Source organism: Achromobacter dolens (genome assembly GCF_902859745.1).
Classification (GTDB): domain Bacteria; phylum Pseudomonadota; class Gammaproteobacteria; order Burkholderiales; family Burkholderiaceae_B; genus Achromobacter; species Achromobacter dolens.
On the sequence record NZ_CADIJW010000014.1, the window covers coordinates 34,615 to 51,578 of the forward strand.

Annotated in this window: 10 protein-coding genes; 5 read left to right on the plus strand and 5 right to left on the minus strand. The window is 68.2% G+C overall.

Annotated features, from left to right (window positions below; translation table 11 throughout):
* Window positions 1–2: 2 nt before the first annotated feature.
* Together HV783_RS12885 and HV783_RS12890 are read right to left on the minus strand one after the other, a co-directional pair.
* Window positions 3–2,933 carry a ribonucleoside-diphosphate reductase subunit alpha gene (locus tag HV783_RS12885; RefSeq protein WP_054503425.1) on the minus strand — a complete coding sequence of 977 codons (2,931 nt, stop codon included), beginning with the start codon at window positions 2,931–2,933 and terminating at the stop codon, window positions 3–5.
* 304 nt (window positions 2,934–3,237) lie between these two features.
* Window positions 3,238–6,744 (minus strand): indolepyruvate ferredoxin oxidoreductase family protein, encoded by a 3,507-nt coding sequence (locus tag HV783_RS12890; protein ID WP_144657088.1) that lies wholly within the window; start codon window positions 6,742–6,744, stop codon window positions 3,238–3,240.
* Between the two features lie 138 nt (window positions 6,745–6,882).
* Between HV783_RS12890 and HV783_RS12895 the strand changes: the two genes are divergently transcribed.
* On the plus strand, window positions 6,883–7,332 hold the full coding sequence (locus tag HV783_RS12895) for an Lrp/AsnC family transcriptional regulator (protein WP_006388620.1): 450 nt from the start codon (window positions 6,883–6,885) through the stop codon (window positions 7,330–7,332).
* A 561-nt stretch (window positions 7,333–7,893) separates the two neighbouring features.
* Here HV783_RS12895 and HV783_RS12900 read toward each other — a convergent pair.
* Both HV783_RS12900 and HV783_RS12905 read right to left on the minus strand, forming a co-directional pair.
* Window positions 7,894–8,874 (minus strand): Bug family tripartite tricarboxylate transporter substrate binding protein, encoded by a 981-nt coding sequence (locus HV783_RS12900; RefSeq protein ID WP_175189265.1) that lies wholly within the window; start codon window positions 8,872–8,874, stop codon window positions 7,894–7,896.
* Between the two features lie 151 nt (window positions 8,875–9,025).
* Window positions 9,026–9,868: an alpha/beta hydrolase gene (locus HV783_RS12905; protein ID WP_254603894.1), complete on the minus strand. Its 843-nt coding sequence runs from the start codon at window positions 9,866–9,868 to the stop codon at window positions 9,026–9,028.
* Window positions 9,869–9,951: 83 nt separating this feature from the next.
* Between HV783_RS12905 and HV783_RS12910 the strand changes: the two genes are divergently transcribed.
* The 3 genes from HV783_RS12910 to HV783_RS12920 all read left to right on the plus strand — a co-directional run bounded on the left by HV783_RS12910 (window position 9,952) and on the right by HV783_RS12920 (window position 12,864).
* Window positions 9,952–10,851: a LysR family transcriptional regulator gene (locus tag HV783_RS12910; RefSeq protein ID WP_175189266.1), complete on the plus strand. Its 900-nt coding sequence runs from the start codon at window positions 9,952–9,954 to the stop codon at window positions 10,849–10,851.
* 189 nt (window positions 10,852–11,040) lie between these two features.
* On the plus strand, window positions 11,041–11,547 hold the full coding sequence (locus HV783_RS12915) for a hypothetical protein (RefSeq protein ID WP_049071152.1): 507 nt from the start codon (window positions 11,041–11,043) through the stop codon (window positions 11,545–11,547).
* A gap of 123 nt (window positions 11,548–11,670) precedes the next feature.
* Complete coding sequence (locus HV783_RS12920; RefSeq protein WP_175189267.1) at window positions 11,671–12,864, plus strand: MFS transporter; 1,194 nt, start codon at window positions 11,671–11,673, stop codon at window positions 12,862–12,864.
* Window positions 12,865–12,967: 103 nt separating this feature from the next.
* Here HV783_RS12920 and gltX read toward each other — a convergent pair whose 3' ends face one another.
* Window positions 12,968–14,374 (minus strand): glutamate--tRNA ligase, encoded by a 1,407-nt coding sequence (gene gltX, locus HV783_RS12925; RefSeq protein WP_054503429.1) that lies wholly within the window; start codon window positions 14,372–14,374, stop codon window positions 12,968–12,970.
* 120 nt (window positions 14,375–14,494) lie between these two features.
* Here gltX and HV783_RS12930 point away from each other — a divergent pair, with 120 nt between their 5' ends.
* Window positions 14,495–16,936 (plus strand): bifunctional acetate--CoA ligase family protein/GNAT family N-acetyltransferase, encoded by a 2,442-nt coding sequence (locus HV783_RS12930; RefSeq protein ID WP_175189268.1) that lies wholly within the window; start codon window positions 14,495–14,497, stop codon window positions 16,934–16,936.
* Window positions 16,937–16,964: the final 28 nt, after the last annotated feature.

Below are 16,964 nucleotides of genomic sequence, written 5' to 3' on the forward strand. Positions count from 1 at the left end.
GGTTATTGGCAGGCTTCGCACTCTTCGAAGCCGGGGTCGCCCGGCCGCATGGTGCAAACCGCCCCGAGAACTTCGGGTTCCGGCAAAACAGGTGCAGCGGACACGGGAGCCGCGGTGGACTGGCCACCGGCGCTGACGGCGTTCAGTTCGCCGCCGCGTCCCGTCGACTTCTCGGCGCTGGTGGCGCCAAGGGTACGCAGGTAATAGGTCGTCTTCAGGCCACGCTTCCAGGCCAGCTTGTAGGTGTCGTCCAGCTTCTTGCCGGAAGCGCCGGCCATGTAGATGTTCAGCGACTGGGCTTGGTCGATCCACTTCTGGCGACGCGAGGCGCATTCCACCAGCCAGCTCGGTTCGACTTCGAACGCGGTGGCGTAGAGTTCGCGGAGTTCGGAAGGTACGCGATCGATGCGGGACAGGCTGCCGTCGAAGTACTTGAGGTCGGCGACCATGACTTCGTCCCAGAGACCGAGTTTCTTCAGGTCACGCACGAGGTAATCGTTAACGACCGTGAACTCGCCGGAGAGATTCGATTTGACGTACAAGTTCTGGAAAGTGGGTTCGATGCACGCAGATACACCAATGATATTGGAAATAGTCGCGGTTGGGGCGATTGCGATGCAATTGGAGTTGCGCATGCCATGTTGTTTGATGCGCGCGCGCAACGCATCCCAATCGAGCGTGCTCGATTCATCGACCTCGACATGACCGCCGCGTTCGTCACGCAGCATCTTCAACGTGTCTTGCGGCAGGATGCCACGCGACCACAGCGAGCCTTCGTACGATTGATAGCGGCCACGTTCTTCGGCCAGCAGGCTCGAGGCCCAGTAGGCGTGATAGCACACCGCTTCCATCGAACGATCGGCGAATTCGACGGCGGCTTGCGATGCGTACGGCACGCGCATCATCTGCAGGCAGTCCTGGAAACCCATGATGCCCATGCCCACCGGACGATGGCGCGCGTTGGAGTTGCGGGCCTTGTCGACGGCGTAATAGTTGATGTCGATGACGTTGTCGAGCATGCGCATGGCGATGCTGACGGTGCGCTTGATCTTCTCGTGGTCGAGTTCGAAACCGCCGCCAGCGGCCGGCTTCATGTGCGCGACCAGGTTCACCGAACCCAGGTTGCAAACCGCGATTTCGGATTCGTTGGTGTTCAGCGTGATCTCGGTGCACAGGTTCGAGCTGTGGACCACACCGACGTGCTGCTGCGGCGAACGGATGTTGCACGGATCCTTGAACGTGATCCACGGGTGGCCGGTTTCGAACAGCATCGACAGCATCTTGCGCCACAGGGTCAGCGCCGGCATCTTCTTGAACAGCTTCAGGTCGCCGCTGGCAACGCGCGCTTCATAGCCGACGTAGGCTTCTTCGAAGGCCTTGCCGTACTTGTCGTGCAGGTCGGGGCAGTCGGACGGCGAGAACAGGGTCCATTCGCCGCCTTCCATGACGCGCTTCATGAACAGGTCGGGAATCCAGTTCGCCGTGTTCATGTCGTGGGTGCGACGGCGCTCGTCGCCGGTGTTCTTGCGCAGTTCGAGGAATTCCTCGATGTCCAGGTGCCACGATTCCAGGTAGGTGCAGACCGCGCCCTTGCGCTTGCCGCCCTGGTTCACCGCCACGGCGGTGTCGTTGACGACCTTCAGGAACGGGACCACGCCCTGGCTTTCGCCGTTGGTGCCCTTGATGTGGCTGCGCAGCGCGCGCACCGGGGTCCAGTCGTTGCCCAGGCCGCCGGCGTACTTGGCCAGCAGGGCGTTTTCCTTGATGGCGTCGTAGATGCCTTCCAGGTCGTCGGAGACGGTGGTCAGGTAGCACGACGACAGTTGCGAGTGCAGAGTGCCCGAGTTGAACAGCGTCGGGGTCGAGCTCATGAAGTCGAATGACGACAGGATCTCGTAGAACTCGATGGCGCGGGCTTCGCGATCGGTCTCGCGCAGCGCCAGGCCCATGGCCACGCGCATGAAGAACACCTGCGGCAGTTCGATGCGGGTGCCGCGGATGTGCAGGAAGTAGCGGTCGTACAGGGTCTGCAGGCCGAGGTAGCCGAACTGCAGGTCGCGCTTGGCGTTCAGGGCCTTGCCCAGCTTGGTCAGGTCATAGCTGGCCAGGTCGGGCGACAGCAGGCCGCCTTCGATGCCGCGGGCGATGAAGGTGGGGAAGTATTCGGCGTAGCGGGCGGCCATGCCGTCCTGCGAGACTTCCTCGCCCAGCACTTCCTTGCGGATCGTGTGCAGCAGCAGGCGGGCGGTGACCTGGCTGTAGGCCGGGTCCTTCTCGACCAGCGCGCGCGCCGACAGGATGGCGGACTTGAACACTTCGTCGACGGGGATGCCGTCGTACAGGTTCTTGACCGTTTCCTTCAGGATGGCTTCGGAGTCGATGAATTCGGCCAGGCCTTCACCGGCGGCGACGATGGTGGCGCGCAGTTCGGCGATGTCCAGCGGACGGCGGACACCCGCGTCCGTGACATGCAGCACGTTTTCCTGGGGCACGGCGTCGGCTTTCTGCTGGCCTTCGGCGGCCGCGGCGGCGGCGCGTTCCTGGGTGCGCTTTTCGCGATAGAGCACATAGGCGCGGGCGACGTCATGCTGGCCCGAACGCATCAGCGCCAGTTCGACCTGGTCCTGGATGTCTTCGATGTGGAAGGTGCCGCCGCCCGGGCGGTTGCGCACCAGCGCGTTGACGGCCTGGGTCGTCAGTTGTTCAACCAGCTCGCGCACGCGGGCCGAGGCTGCGCCCTGGCCACCGTTGACGGCCAGGAAGGCCTTGGTCATGGCGATGGCGATCTTGCCGGGTTCGAACCCGACCACCGAGCCATTGCGGCGGATGATGTTGTAGCTGGCCCATTGCCCGCCGTTGGCGTCGGCCGGGGAATCGGTTTGAGAGGGCGGCACGGCCGAAGGCCGGGTCACAGAGGCGATCGTAGTCTGCATGGAAGCTCCTGTGCGAAAAGCGCGTAGATAGCGACATGACGACGTCATGTCAGGTACGAAATTTGGATCTTATTGAGGGGGTCGCAACGCTTGGACGGACGAATCCGCATGGCGTGGCCGACGAGTATCAGCGGTTAGGCGACCACAACATATAGTGTAGCACCCCTCGTTGGACACTAATTCTAGTGATCGAGTACGACAGCTACAAGAAGAAGATAGGATCAGGTTCCCAAAACATTGTTACTAAATGCACTGGGCGCGCCTAGCAAGGCGCGCCCAGGAGAATGCCGCTCAGCGCGAGTGTTTATGCGGTTTTCCGCAGGGGTACATCGCGCGGGGCAGGCGCCGTATAGCTTTGCATCAAGCGGGCCAGCTCCGTCCTGTACTTCTCGACGTTCGCAGCCTTCACGTGGCCGAAGCCGCGGATGGTTTCTGCAAGGGCGGCGATTGTAGCCGCTTGCGCCAGGTTGTCGCGATTCAACCCTGCGAGCAACTGGTCTATGGTCTGGCGGTATTCGACCACCAGGGCCCGCTCCATCTTGCGCTCGGCCGTGTGGCCGAACGGATCGAACCAGGTGCCGCGCAGGCGCTTGAAGCGGGTCAGCAGCTTGAGCGCGGTCATGGTGCGCGGGCCGAGCGTCAGCTTGCGCGGCACGCCGGTGCGCGGGTCCTTGCGCGCGAAGATCGGCGGCGCCATGTGGAAGCGCAGGCTGTAGTCGCCTTCGAACTGGCCCTTGAGCTGGGCCTGGAAGGCTTCGCCGGTATAGAGGCGGGCGACTTCGTATTCGTCCTTGTAGGCCATCAGCTTGAACAGGCCGCGCGCCACCGCCATGGCCAGGCGCGGTGTCCTGGCGTCGGGCGCCAGCTCGCGTTCGCGCGCGGCGACGCGTTCGACCACGTCGCGATAGGCCTGCGCGTAGGCGGCGTCCTGGTAAGCGGTCAGGTCCTCGACGCGGCGCGCCACGGCGCGCTCGAACGTTTCCGGCACATGCAGTTGCACCACCTGGGCGCGCGGGCGCAGCGCGCCGTCCAGCGCGTCGGGCTGGTGCGCGGCCAGGCGGCCGCTGTCGAACGCCGCGCGGTTGGCGGCCACGGCGACGCCGTTCAGTTCGATGGCGCGATTGATGGCGGCCTGCGACAGCGGCACGCCGCCGCGCTGCCAGGCGTAGCCCAGCATGAACATGTTCGACAGGATGCTGTCGCCGAACAGGGCCAGCGCGGCCTCGTGCGCGTCGATGGCGGCGGTGTGGTCCTCGCCCGCCGCGTGGCGGATCTTGGCCAGCAGCGCTTCCGGCCGCATGGCGGCGTCCGGGTTGCGGGTGAAATCGGACACCGGCGCGACATAGGTGTTGACGGTGACCTGGGTGTGGCCGCGGCGCAGCGCGCCGAGCGAGTCGGGCGCCACGGCGGCGACCGGATCGCACAGGATGGCGGCGTCGGCCTGCTGCCAGTCCAGGCGCACCGGGCCGGCGGCCGCGCCCGCGGGCGCCAGGCGGATGTGGCTGACGACCGTGCCGCCCTTCTGCGCCAGGCCGGTCAGGTCCAGCACCGCGGCCGACAGGCCTTCCAGGTGCGCGGCCATCGAGACGATGGCGCCGATGGTGATGACGCCGGTGCCGCCCATGCCCGCCACCAGCAGGCGGTAGGGACGCTCCAGCGCCGGCGGTTGCGGCAGCGGCAGTTGCTGGATCAGGCGTTGCAGGCGCTCCTGGTCGGCCTTGGGCGCGGCGCTCTTTCTGGGCTTGCCGCCCATGACCGAGACGAAGCTGGGGCAGAAGCCTTCGGCGCAGGAGTAGTCCTTGTTGCAGCTTGACTGGTCGATGGCGCGCTTGCGGCCGTAGGGCGTTTCCAGCGGCACCACCGACAGGCAGTTCGATTTCACGCCGCAGTCGCCGCAGCCTTCGCACACGGCGCTGTTGATCAGCATGCGGCGGGCCGGATCGGGGAACTGGTTCTTCTTCCTGCGGCGGCGCTTTTCGGCGGCACAGGTCTGGTCGTGGATCAGCACGGTGACGCCGGGAATCTCGCGCAGCTCGCGCTGCAGGGCGTCGAGCTCGCGGCGGTGATGCACCTTGATGCCGGCGCCCAGGTCCACGCCCCGGTATTTCTCGGGCTCATCGCTGGTGACGACGATGCGGGCGACGTTCTCGCCGCGCAGTTGCTGGCAGATCTGCGGCACCGAGATCGGGCCATCCACCGGCTGGCCGCCGGTCATGGCGACGGCGTCGTTGAACAGGATCTTGTAGGTGATGTTGGCCTTGGCGGCCACGGCCTGGCGGATCGCCAGGTAGCCGGAGTGGTAGTAGGTGCCTTCCCCCATGTTCTGGAAGATATGCGGCATCCTGGTGTAGCGCGACAGGCCGATCCAGTCGACCCCTTCGCCGCCCATCTGGGTCAGGCCGCCGGTGTCGCGGTCCATCCAGGCGGCCATGTAGTGGCAGCCCACGCCCGACAGCGCCTGGCTGCCTTCCGGCACCTTGGTCGAGGTGCTGTGCGGACAGCCGGAACAGAAATAGGGGCGGCGGCGCATGCCGTCGGCGTCGTTGGACAGCATGTCCTGGCAGTCGAAGGTGGCCAGGTCGACGCCGGGCTGCAGGCCGGCGCTGCGCGACAGCCATTGGGCCAGCGGCCGCGCCAGCAGCGACGGGCGCAACTGGCCGGCGGACGGCACCAGCGTCTCGCCGTCGAAACCCTTCTTGCCGACCACGGTGGCGCGCTCGGGCAGGTTGAACAGCAGGTCCTTGAGCTGGGTCTCGACCACGGCGCCTTTTTCCTCGATCACGAGGATGTGCGAGAGGCCGCGCGCGAACTCGAGCATGCGTTCGGCGTCCAGCGGCCAGGTCAGGCCCGGCTTGTAGATGCGCACCGGCGCGTTGGCGGTGACGGTGTCCACGCCCAGGCGCGTCAGCGCTTCCATGGCGTCCAGGTGGGCCTTGCCGACGGTGACGATGCCGACGGTGGCCTTGGGCGCCGGACAGGTGAGGCGGTCGATGCTGTGGCGGCGGGCGAAGGCGGCGACCGCCTTCATGCGCAGGTTCATGCGGGTTTCGACCGCCAGCGACAGGAAGTCGCGGGCGGAGTATTCCAGCGCTTCCGGCGGCAGGTCGGGATCGGCCGGCATGTCGTAGTGGCGCACCGGCGCGGGGGTGAACGAGTGACCGCTTTCGATGGTCTCGGACACGGCCTTGAAGGCGACCCAGGCGCCGGAGTGGCGCGACAGGGCCCAGCCCCACAGCGCGAAGGTCTCGTATTCGTCGATCGAGGCCGGGTGCACGATGGGCATCTGCCAGCCGATCAGCGAGGCTTCGCTGGCGTGCGGGATCGAGGAGGAGACGGCGGTGTGGTCGTCGCCCACCACCACCAGCACGCCGCCATGGCGCGAGGCGCCGGCGGCATTGCCGTGGTGCAGGGCGTCGCCGGCGCGGTCCACGCCGGGGCCCTTGCCGTACCACATGGCGAAGACGCCATCGACGTTGCGGTCGGCGCGCATGCCGGCCTGCTGGGTGCCCATGACGGCGGTGGCGGCCATGTCTTCGTTGATGCCGGGCAGGAACGAGATCTGGTTGGCGTCCAGCGCCTTCTGCGCCTTCCACATCGCCATGTCGACGCCGCCCAGGGGCGAGCCGCGATAGCCGGAGACGAAGCCGGCGGTGTTCAGGCCGCGCTCGCGGTCGATGCGGCGCTGGGTCAGCATGATGCGCACCAGGGCCTGGGTGCCGGTCAGGAAGATGCGGCCGGTCTCGCGGGTGAGGTTGTCGGCGAGCTGGTAGTCGAGGTCCAGCGTGGGCTCGGGGGCGGGGGTGCCGTCCATCATGAATGCTCCTGTAGTCGGCACCATGATAGGTTCGCGAGGCATCGGGTTTATTGCGTTTTCGGATCGTGCTATCCCTATAATTCGCAATGAATATTTCGTATTTGCGGAATTTCGACCCAAACAGGAGACAAAACGATGGACAAGACCGATATCGGCATCCTCAAGGCCCTGCAGGAGGATGGCCGGGCCTCGGCACAGCAGCTGTCGGACAAGGTGGGGCTATCGGCGGCGCCGGTGTGGCGGCGGGTGAAGGCGCTGGAGGCCAGCGGCGTGATCCAGGGTTACAGCGCGCAGGTGGATCGCAGCAAGGTGGGGCTGGGTTGCATGTTTGCGCAGATCAGCCTGGAGCGGCATTCGGCGAATACGGTGGAGAACTTCGAGCGGTCGGTGCGGGATGCGCCGGAGATTCTCGAATGCTATGCGGTGACGGGGGATTCGGATTTTCTGCTCAAGATTCTTGTGGAGAGTCCGGAGGCTTATGACCGGTTCTTGCATCGGTTCTTGTTCAATATGCCTGGGATTCGGCAGACGCGGACGATTGTGGCGTTGCGGGAGATCAAGCATGAGTTGAAGTTGCCTTTGTAGGGGGGGCTTCTATGTGGGCTCTTGTGGCGGGTTGGGTTCTTTAGTCGCGGGAGCCGGGGCAGGCGGGGGATGGCGGGGCTACGATTGCGGTCCGGAGCCTTCGCTCCGGACTTGCCTCGGCGGCCCCCCCCTTCCTCATCTTCGTCACAGCCTTCGGCTGTTCCTTCAGATTCCGTCGGGCGCATCTACACGCCCCGCCATCCCCCGCCTGCCCCGGCTCCCGCTTTTGATGAGACTTAACGGCCGGGCTTTGGGGCGGGTTGTGTGCTTGGCGTTTTTGCCGTCAATCTGGGGGGAGGGAGGGTCTTGCGGGGTCGCCAAAAAGCGGCCGCGCGGGCGGCCGCTTTTTGGCATTTGGGTGTCTTGTGTCGAGGCGGCGGACGCTGCGCGCTGCTGGAGAGAGGCGTTGCTCGGGGGGGCAATGGCGCGGCGCGATCGTGATGGGAGGGGCTGGTGAATCCTGCGTCATCGCGCTTGATTCGATGGGTGCAATCTTTTGATGGTCTCTATATTGCGACGCCCTCTATATATAGAGGGCGTTTCTTTATTTGCTGTGGGCGGTTACTGCGGCTGGATGCCGGAGATCTTGATCCATTCCTTCCAGCGGGCGGTGTCTTCCTTGACGAAGGTGTCGAAGCGGGCGGTGTCCATGGCTTCGGGGGTCAGGCCGAGGGCGCGGAGTTTGTCGGCGGTGGCGGGATCGTTGACGGCGGCCTGGGTGGCGGCGTTCATCCTGGCGACGATGTCGGGCGGGGTGCCGGCGGGGGCGGAGATGCCGAGCCAGCCGGCGACGACGAAGTCGGGGTAGTAGGTCGACATGGTGGGGACGTCGGGCCAGGCGGGGTGGCGCTGGGCGGCGGTGACGGCCAGGGGGGTGAGGCCCTTGCCGTCGATCTGGCCCATGGCGGTCAGGTAGTCGACGAAGGCGAAGCCGATCTGCTTGCCGCGCAGGTCGGTGATGATCTGGGTGATGTTCTTGTAGCCGGCGGCGCCGATGTTGATGCCGGCGCGTTGCTTGAACAGTTCGGACGGCACTTGCGAGGACGAGCTGTAGTAGCCGAAGAAGACTTCGCCGGGATGCTTCTTGGCGTAGTCGACCAGCTCGGGCACGGTGCGATAGGGGCTGTCGGGGGCGACGATGCCGACGGTGCCGAAGGTGCCGAGCATGCCGATCTGCACGAAGTCCTTTTGCGCGTCGTAGGGCAGGCGCTTGTAGAGGAACTGGTTGGCGGCGTGGGTGGAGTTGGTGGACAAGAGGAAGGTGTAGCCGTCGCCGGCGGCGTTCTTGGCGGCATTGGTGCCGACGATGCCGCCGGCGCCGGGGCGGTCCTCGACGATGACGGTCTGGCCGGTCTGCTTGCCCAGGAACTGGGCGAAGGTGCGGGCGGTGAGGTCGGCGGCGCCGCCGGCGGCGGATGGCACGATCAGCGTGATGGGTTTCTCGGGCCAGCCGGCGGCGTGCGTGGTGGCGGCCAGCAGCAGGCTGGCGGCGGCGAGCGCAGGGCGCAGGAAGGCGCGGGGCGCGAAGGCGGTGAGGGTCATGCTTGTCTCCTGGGGCGGCGCTGGCGCCGTCATGTTCTATGGCTTGCGGTGTGCTTCATGGCTCGCTGGACGCGGGCCGGGTGGATCTGTCTGGCGGTCGTAGGCGGATGTCGATGGTTGAGGATGTATCGGGCGTCAGGGGCGTCGCGGGTCAGCCGAACTGTTGGCGATACCAGCCGAGGATCGCGTCCGCGCTGGCCTGCCATGCGTCGCCGTACATCATGCAATGGGGCTGTCCGGCGAGGACGGCATGGGAAAAGCCGAACAGTCGCGCGATGGCGCGGTCCTGGCCGGGCGGATGGCGGTCGTGGGTATCCAGGCCGGCCTCCAGGCACAGGCCGGGGGCGGTTATGGCGGCGGGATCGACGGGCACGCGCAGCAGGTAGCGGTCGTTGAGCACGCGCGGGCTTTCGGGATTCAGGCGTTGGGTGACGGCGCTGACGTCGCGCGTCGGCGAGGTGGCCAGGAAGCGGGCGCGGATCTCGCTGGCGGCGGGCGCGGCGCGCACGGCGTCGGCGGGCACCGGCGGCAGGCCCAGCGCGCCGGGCAGGTTGGCGGGCGGCGAGGGCGCCATCAGCACCACGCCGGCGACGGCGCGCTGGCTGGCGGCCAGCAGCGCGGGCAGGGCGCCCATGCTGTGGCCCACCACGACGATGGGCGCGTCCAGCAGGTCGAGCGCGCTGACGACGTCGGCGGCCAGGTCGGCGATGCCCGTGTCGACGAAGCCGGGCGGCTGCGGCAAGGGGCCGTGGCCGCGCAGGTCGATGGCTGCGCAGGCCAGGCCGGCTCGGGCGAAATAGTCCAGGTAGTGCGCGTAGCACCAGGCGCCGTGATAGGCGCCGGGCACGAGCAGCAGGCCGGGCCTGCCGTTGGGCGCGGCGGCGGTCAGCAGCCGGCCCTGGCCGGCAGCGCGGGCGGGCAGCCGGTCGGCGAGGCTGAAGTCGAGCGGATCGACGGCCTGGGCGCGGGCGGGGGAGAGAGTCGCGGTAGTCATTGCGGCCATGTTAAGTGCCGCCCTATGATGAGAAAACTTTATTTTTCCTATGATTTGATAAGTTCATCAAATCAGGTGTCCCGATGCCCGCCTTGCCCGAACTTTCCATTGCGCACTACCGCCACTTCCTGCTGGTGGCCGAATTGCGCAGCTTCCGCGCCGCCGCCGCGCGCGCGTTCCGCTCGCAGCCGGCGCTGTCGCTGTCGATCCGCGAAATGGAGCAGCGCCTGGGCCAGCCGCTGTTCGAGCGCGGCAATGGCAACGCGCTGACTCGGTTCGGCCAGGACTGCCTGCCGCTGGCGCGCGAACTGGTCGAGCACCACGACCGCGTGGCCGGGACGCTGGCGGGGCTGGCCAGCAACGAGGCAGGCACCCTGACCATGGCCTCGGTGGCGACGGTTGCGACCCATTGGCTGCCCGAACTGGTGGCGACCTACCGCGAGCGCTACCCGGCGGTGGCGCTGCGCCTGTTCGACGACAACTCCGAAGGCGTTGAGCGCATGGTGCTGGCGGGCGGGGTCGAGCTGGGGGTGTGCAGCCCGGTGCTGCGCGACCGGCGGCTGGCGTTCGAGCCGCTGCTGCGCGATGCCTTCGGACTGGTCTGCCATCGCGGCCATCCCCTGGCGGGGCGCAAGTCCGTGACCTGGCGCGAGATCGCGGGGCTGCCGCTGGTGGGCACGGTGGCGCACCGGCAATTGGCGGACTATCCGCAGGCCGCCTTCATGATGGAGCGTCAGGTGTTCGTGTCCAACATGATGTCGCTGCTGGCGATGCTGGAGCGCGGCGTGGGCGTGACGGTGCTGGCGCGGCTGGGGGTGCCGCCGGATTCTCCCGGTCTGGTTTTCGTGCCGCTGGCGCGGCCGCGCATCGAGCGCGAACTGGGCATCACGCGGTTGGCCGGCCGCAGCCTGTCGCCGGCCGCGGCGCGCATGGAGGAAATGCTGCGCGCCAAGGCCGCGCGCGGCGCCCGCAGTGTCGCTTGAAACCAACGCATTTTTGCGCGTTGAGCCCTTAAAACACGGGGTTTCCGGCAAGGACTGTTGCGCAATTGCACACGCCGCCGATCGTCGTTGATTCTTCACCTGCGCATCTTTAGAGTGCGTGATGTTTGCTGCGCGAGGGGCGTGCCGGTTTGAGCGGCGCGGCGCGTCGACAGACGTGTTGAGGAATTCATGAGCAGTGTGTATTTGCGTTCGGCGGGCGTGGCCTGCGCCCTCCTGATCCTGGCCGGCTGCGCCGCCAGGAAACCCGCCTCCATTACCGAGGCCCAGCCGGAAGCGGCGCCCAAGCCGGTGGCATGCGTGCCCGCCAAGAGCGGCGATCCCATGGTCGGCACGTGGTATTCGAATTCCAAGCCGAAAGGCGTCAGCGGCGATTTCCAGGCCCTGACGGTGCTGTATGCCGATGGCCGCATGGCCTATGAAACCCAGTTGAAGATCGGCCGCAAGACGCGTCCGGCGCTGCGCGAGACCGGTTGCTGGAGCGTGGTGGACGGCGTCTACACGATGCAGACCACGCAATCGAACGGCGAGATCGTCGACGCCGCCGATCCGATTTACATCAACCGCTACCGTGTCGAGAAGGTCGAGCAGGCCAAGCTGACGCTGCGCGAGCTCAAGAGCGGCGGCCAGATCGTGACCGCGCGCCGCATGCCGCAGGGCTATCGCCTGCCGTATTGATCCCTGGGGTGGCCGGCGATTCCGCGTTCCGTTGCGCGGACGGAATCCGGGCGCCGGCGTCGCCAAGCGGGCGCGGCTGCGGTAAGGTGCGGACTTCGTCCTCCATTGCGCCGCCGGCCCTCCATGCCCGCCCTGTCATCCGAAGCGCGCGCCATCGCGCTGCTTGCCCTGGCCGCCTTCGTCAGCGCCAGCGCCTTCCGTATCTGTGATCCCATGCTGCCCCAACTGGCGGCCGAATTCGGCGCCAGCACCGGCCAGGCCGCGCGCGCCGTCACCGCCTTCGCGGTGGCCTACGGCGTGCTGCAGATGTTCTTCGGACCGGTCGGCGACCGCTACGGCAAATACCGCGTCGTCAGCGTGGCGACGTTCGCCTGCGCACTGGGCAGCGCCGGCGCTTTCCTGGCCGAGACGCTGGACGTGCTGGTGTTCTGCCGCGCCCTGTCGGGGGCGGCGGGCGCCGGCATCGTGCCGCTGTCGATGGCCTGGATCGGCGACACCGTTCCCTATGAGCGTCGCCAGGCGACGCTGGCGCGCTTTCTGACCGGCACCATCCTGGGCATGGCGGCCGGGCAGTTGGCCGGCGGCCTGTTCGCCGATACCCTCGGTTGGCGCTGGGCCTTCGCGGCGCTGGTGGGCGGCTACCTGGTGGTGGGCACGCTGCTGTATCGGGAAGTGCGGCGCCAGCGCGCGCTGGGACTGGGCGTGGTCGATCCGAACGCGCCGCGCCAGGGCTTCGTGGCACAGGCGCGGCTGGTGCTGGGCACGCCATGGGCGCGCGTGGTGCTGGCCACGGTGTTCATCGAGGGCCTGCTGGTGTTCGGCGCCCTGGCGTTCGCGCCGTCCTACCTGCATGAGCGCTTCGACATCTCGCTGACGGCGGCCGGCGCGCTGGTGGCGGTGTACGCGGTGGGCGGGCTGCTCTATACGGTGGTGGCGGGCCGCATCCTCAAGCGCCTGGGCGAACGCGGCCTGGCGGTGGCGGGCGGGCTGGTGCTGGGCGCGGCCTTCCTGTCGTACCTGCTGGGGCCGGTGTGGTTGTGGAGTCTGCTGGCCAGCGTGCTGGCGGGCTTCGGCTATTACCTGCTGCACGCGACCTTGCAGACCAACGCCACCCAGATGGTGCCGTCGGCGCGCGGCACGGCGGTGGCCTGGTTCGCCTCCTGCCTGTTCATGGGCCAGGCGGCGGGCGTGGCGCTGGCCGGCTCGGTGGTGGACGAGGCCGGCGCGGCGGTGCTGTTCGGCGGTTCGGCCGTGCTGCTGCCGCTGCTGGGCGCATTCTTCTCTTGGGCCTTGAAGGCGCGACCCCAGGCCGTCTAGGATGCCCGCCGCCGTGCGGCGCCGGGACGGCAACCGGCCCATGAGGCGAAAAAAAGCCCCGAACGGCCAGGCCGGCGGGGCTTTTTCGCGGAGGGAAGTCCGATCAGATGGCGGCCAGGCGCTTGAGCACGGTGTCCTTGCCCAGCAGGGCCAGCACCGCGTCCACCGCGGGCGTCTGGGTCTGGCCGGTGACGGCCACGCGCAGCGGGATCGCCAGTTGCGGCATCTTCAGGCCGCGCTCGGCCAGCACGGCCTTGATCAGCGCCGAGATGGCCTCGCGGGTCCAGTCGGCGCCCTGGGCGCGCTGGGCGAAATCGGCCAGCGCCTCGCGCGCGGCGGCGGTCAGGTGCTGCTCGACCAGTTCCGGCGCGGCCGGCTTGAACTCGCCGCAGAACAGCATGGCGCCGTCGGCCAGTTGTTCCAGGGTCTCGGCGCGGTCCTTGAGCAGGCCCATCACGCCCGGCAGGTCGATCTTTTCCGGATAGCCGCCGCGATGGGCGACGCGCGGCGCCACGCGTTCGGCCAGTTCGGCGTTGTCCATCTGCTTGATGTAGTGGGCGTTGACCCAGTTCAGCTTCTTCGGGTCCCACTGCGAGGCCGACTTGGACAGGTGGCGGGTGTCGAACCATTCCACCAGTTGGTCGCGGCTGAAGAGTTCGTCGTCGCCGTGGCTCCAGCCCAGGCGCGCCAGGTAGTTGATCATGGCCTCGGGCAGGTAGCCCTCGTTGTCGTACTCCATGACGTTGACCGCGCCGTGGCGCTTGGACAGCTTTTCGCCGTCCGGGCCGAGGATCATGGGCACGTGGCCGTATTCGGGCAGGGTGGCGCCCAGCGCGCGCAGGATGTTGATCTGGCGCGGAGTGTTGTTGACGTGGTCATCGCCGCGCAGCACGTGGGTGATGCCCATGTCCCAGTCGTCCACCACCACGCAGAAGTTGTAGGTGGGGGTGCCGTCCGGGCGCGCGATGATCAGGTCGTCCAGCTCGGTGTTGTCGAAGCTGATGGGGCCCTTGACCATGTCGTTCCAGGCGGTGGCGCCGTCCTGGGGGTTCTTGAAGCGCACCACCGGCTTGCGGCCTGCGGGCACCGGCGGCAGGGTCTTGCCGGGCTCGGGGCGCCAGGTGCCGTCGTAGCGCGGCTTGTCGCCGCGGGCGCGGGCGGCCTCGCGCATGGCCTCGACTTCCTCGGGCGAGCTGTAGCAGTGGTAGGCGGTGCCGGCGGCCAGCATCTGCGCGACCACTTCACGGTAGCGGTCCATGCGCTGCATCTGGTAGAACGGGCCTTCGTCCGGCTGCATGCCGAGCCAGTCCATGCTGTCCAGGATGGCCTGCACCGCTTCCGGCGTGGAGCGTTCGACGTCCGTGTCTTCGATGCGCAGCACGAAGGTGCCCTTGTGGTGGCGCGCGAAGGCCCAGGAGAACAGCGCGGTGCGGGCGCCGCCCAGGTGCAGGAAGCCGGTGGGCGAAGGCGCGAAGCGGGTGCGGATGGGGGAGGAGGCGTTGGAGGTCATAGGTGGCAATGATAGCGGCTGCGGCGCCACGAAGCGGCGGCGGACCGGGCCTGGATCAAGCGGACGTGGGGGTTGTCTTGTTACGATGAACGCTATTTTAGATTAGTGCCTGTTCCCGCCATGCTGCGACACGCTCTTGCCCCGATGTTCGAACCCGGTTCGCTGGTGATCGTCGCCGATCGGCCGCTGCCGGCGGCGACGTCGCTGCCACCCGCGCTCAAGGCGAAAACCACGGTGGTGGCCTGCGACCCCGGCGCCGCGCCCGACCTGCCGGAGACGCTTCAGGGGCTGGCCGCTGGCGAGCGGCCCGATCTGGCCCTGGTTTGCGTTTCGCCCGCCGTGCTGCCCGAGACCCTGCGCCGGCTGTCCCCGCTGGCCCCGCGCTCGGTCATCCTGTTGCCGCACGAGCTGCCCGACCCGTACCCGCGCGGCACGCTGGCGTTGTGCCGCGCCTGGGCCGAGGAAAACCGCTGCGAATTGCTGGGGCCGCGCTCGTTCGGCGCGCAGCGCCCGCATGCCGGCCTGAACCTGAGCCAGCATCCGGTGCTGGCGCGCGCCGGCCGCGTGGCGCTGCTGGCGCAGTCGCGCTCCATCATGGCCGCCGTCATGGACTGGGCCGAGGACGTGCATATCGGTTTTTCCACCGCCGTGTCGCTGGGCGACGAGGCGGTGGTGGGCCTGTCCAAGGTGCTGGACTACCTGGCCAGCGATCCTCGCACCGACAGCATCGTGCTGTACCTGGAAGACGTGGGCCCGGCGCGCGAATTCATGAGCACGCTGCGGGCCGCGGCCAGCGTCAAGCCGGTCATCGTGCTCAAGGCCGGCCGCGCCGACACCGACAGCCCCGACGCCATCTTCGACGCCGCGCTGCGGCGCGCCGGCGCGGTGCGGGTGCGCTACTTCGTGCAACTGTTCTCGGCGGTCAAGGTGCTGGGCTACACGCGCCGTCCCAAGGGCCGGCGCGTGGCGCTGATCTCCAACGGCAGCGGACCGCCCCAACTGGCCATGGACCTGATCGGCCCCGACGCCGCGGTGCTGCGGGCCGACCTGGCGCCGGCCACGCAGCGCGCGCTGGCGGCGATGCTGGAGCCGGACGCGGCCAGCGCCAATCCCATCATCACCTACGTGCCGCTGACGCCGGAACGCATCCGCGCCATCCTCGACGTGGTGCTGGATGACGCGGGCGTGGACGGCGTGCTGGTGCTGTTGGCGCCCGACGCGCTGGCCGACATGCCGGCGGTGGCGCGCGAGCTGGCGCAGATCGCGCCCAAGGCCAAGAAACCGGTGGTCACCTGCTTCATGGGCGACGCCGGCATGCGGCCGTTGCGGCGCATGCTGGACGACGCCGGCACCTCGGCGTTCCGTACGCCCGAGTCCGCCGCCGACGCCTTCGGCGTGCTGGCCACGCATCATTACAACCAGCAGTTGCTGCTGCAGACCCAGCCGCCCGAGCCGGCCACCCACGTGCCCGACCTGGCCGCTGCGCGCGAAATCCTGGCGCGGGTGCGGGCCGATTGCCGGCGCGAGTTGAATACGTCCGAGGTCCGCGCGCTGCTGTCCCTGTTCTACGTGCCGCTGCGCGACATGCCGCTGGACGTGGCGGCGGCCGAGCCCGAATCCCGCCCCATGGCCATCCGGGTGCGGCGCGATCCGCAGTTCGGGCCGGTCATCCGCTTCGGCGCCGGCGGCCCGGACGCGGTGCTGTCGCAATCGGATCGCGGCATCGACCTGCCGCCGCTCAACGGCTTCCTGGCGCGCCAGATGATCGAGCGCAGCCGGCTGTGGCGCCGGGTGCTGGCGCCGCGCGTCGGCCACCTGGCCGCCGAGGCCTTGCAGCAGGCGCTGGTGCTGGTCTCGGAGATGGTGTCGGAGCTGCCGGACATCGAAACGCTCGACATCGATCCGCTGTATGCCGGCGAGACCCATCTGCGCGCGGGAGGCCTGCGCATGACGCTGGCCGAGAAGCCGGGTTGCGAGACGCCGCAGACCGCCGGCTATCCGCACATGGCGATTCACCCGTACCCGGCGCGCCTGGTGCAGGTGCGCCGTTTCGCCGATGGCATCCCGTGGGTGCTGCGGCCCATCCGCCCCGAGGACGGCCAGCCGCTGCAGGATTTCATCCGTGGCCTGTCGGAACGCTCGCGCTACATGCGCTTCGTGTCGATGATGCGCGAGCTGACGCCGCGCATGGTGTCGCGCTACACCCAGGTGGACTACCACCGCGAGCTGGCGCTGGTGGCCGCCACCCAGGTGCCCAACCCGGCCAACCGCGGCCATCCGCACGAAGTGCTGGTGGGGTTTGCGCACTACCTGCGCAACCCCGACGGGCGCGGCGCGGAATACGCGCTGGTGATCGGCGACGACTGGCAGCGGCGCGGCCTGGGCCGCCAGTTGATGACCGCGCTGATCGACGCGGCGCGCGAGCAGGGGCTGGAATACATCGACGGCCTGGTGCTGTCGACCAACCGGCCGATGCTGGCGCTGATGACCAGCCTGGGCTTCACCAACGATCCGGATCCGGAAGACCCGACCATGCGGCGGGTCTGGCTCAACCTGCGCTGAGCGCCGCGGCCGGCGCGTGCCCGCGCCC

Coding starts and splice junctions, on each gene's coding strand:
- HV783_RS12885 (WP_054503425.1), bottom strand. CDS start 2,933: ATGCAGACTACGATCGCCTCTGTGACCCGGCCTTCGGCCGTGCCGCCC.
- HV783_RS12890 (WP_144657088.1), bottom strand. CDS start 6,744: ATGGACGGCACCCCCGCCCCCGAGCCCACGCTGGACCTCGACTACCAG.
- HV783_RS12895 (WP_006388620.1), top strand. CDS start 6,883: ATGGACAAGACCGATATCGGCATCCTCAAGGCCCTGCAGGAGGATGGC.
- HV783_RS12900 (WP_175189265.1), bottom strand. CDS start 8,874: ATGACCCTCACCGCCTTCGCGCCCCGCGCCTTCCTGCGCCCTGCGCTC.
- HV783_RS12905 (WP_254603894.1), bottom strand. CDS start 9,868: ATGACTACCGCGACTCTCTCCCCCGCCCGCGCCCAGGCCGTCGATCCG.
- HV783_RS12910 (WP_175189266.1), top strand. CDS start 9,952: ATGCCCGCCTTGCCCGAACTTTCCATTGCGCACTACCGCCACTTCCTG.
- HV783_RS12915 (WP_049071152.1), top strand. CDS start 11,041: ATGAGCAGTGTGTATTTGCGTTCGGCGGGCGTGGCCTGCGCCCTCCTG.
- HV783_RS12920 (WP_175189267.1), top strand. CDS start 11,671: ATGCCCGCCCTGTCATCCGAAGCGCGCGCCATCGCGCTGCTTGCCCTG.
- gltX (WP_054503429.1), bottom strand. CDS start 14,374: ATGACCTCCAACGCCTCCTCCCCCATCCGCACCCGCTTCGCGCCTTCG.
- HV783_RS12930 (WP_175189268.1), top strand. CDS start 14,495: ATGCTGCGACACGCTCTTGCCCCGATGTTCGAACCCGGTTCGCTGGTG.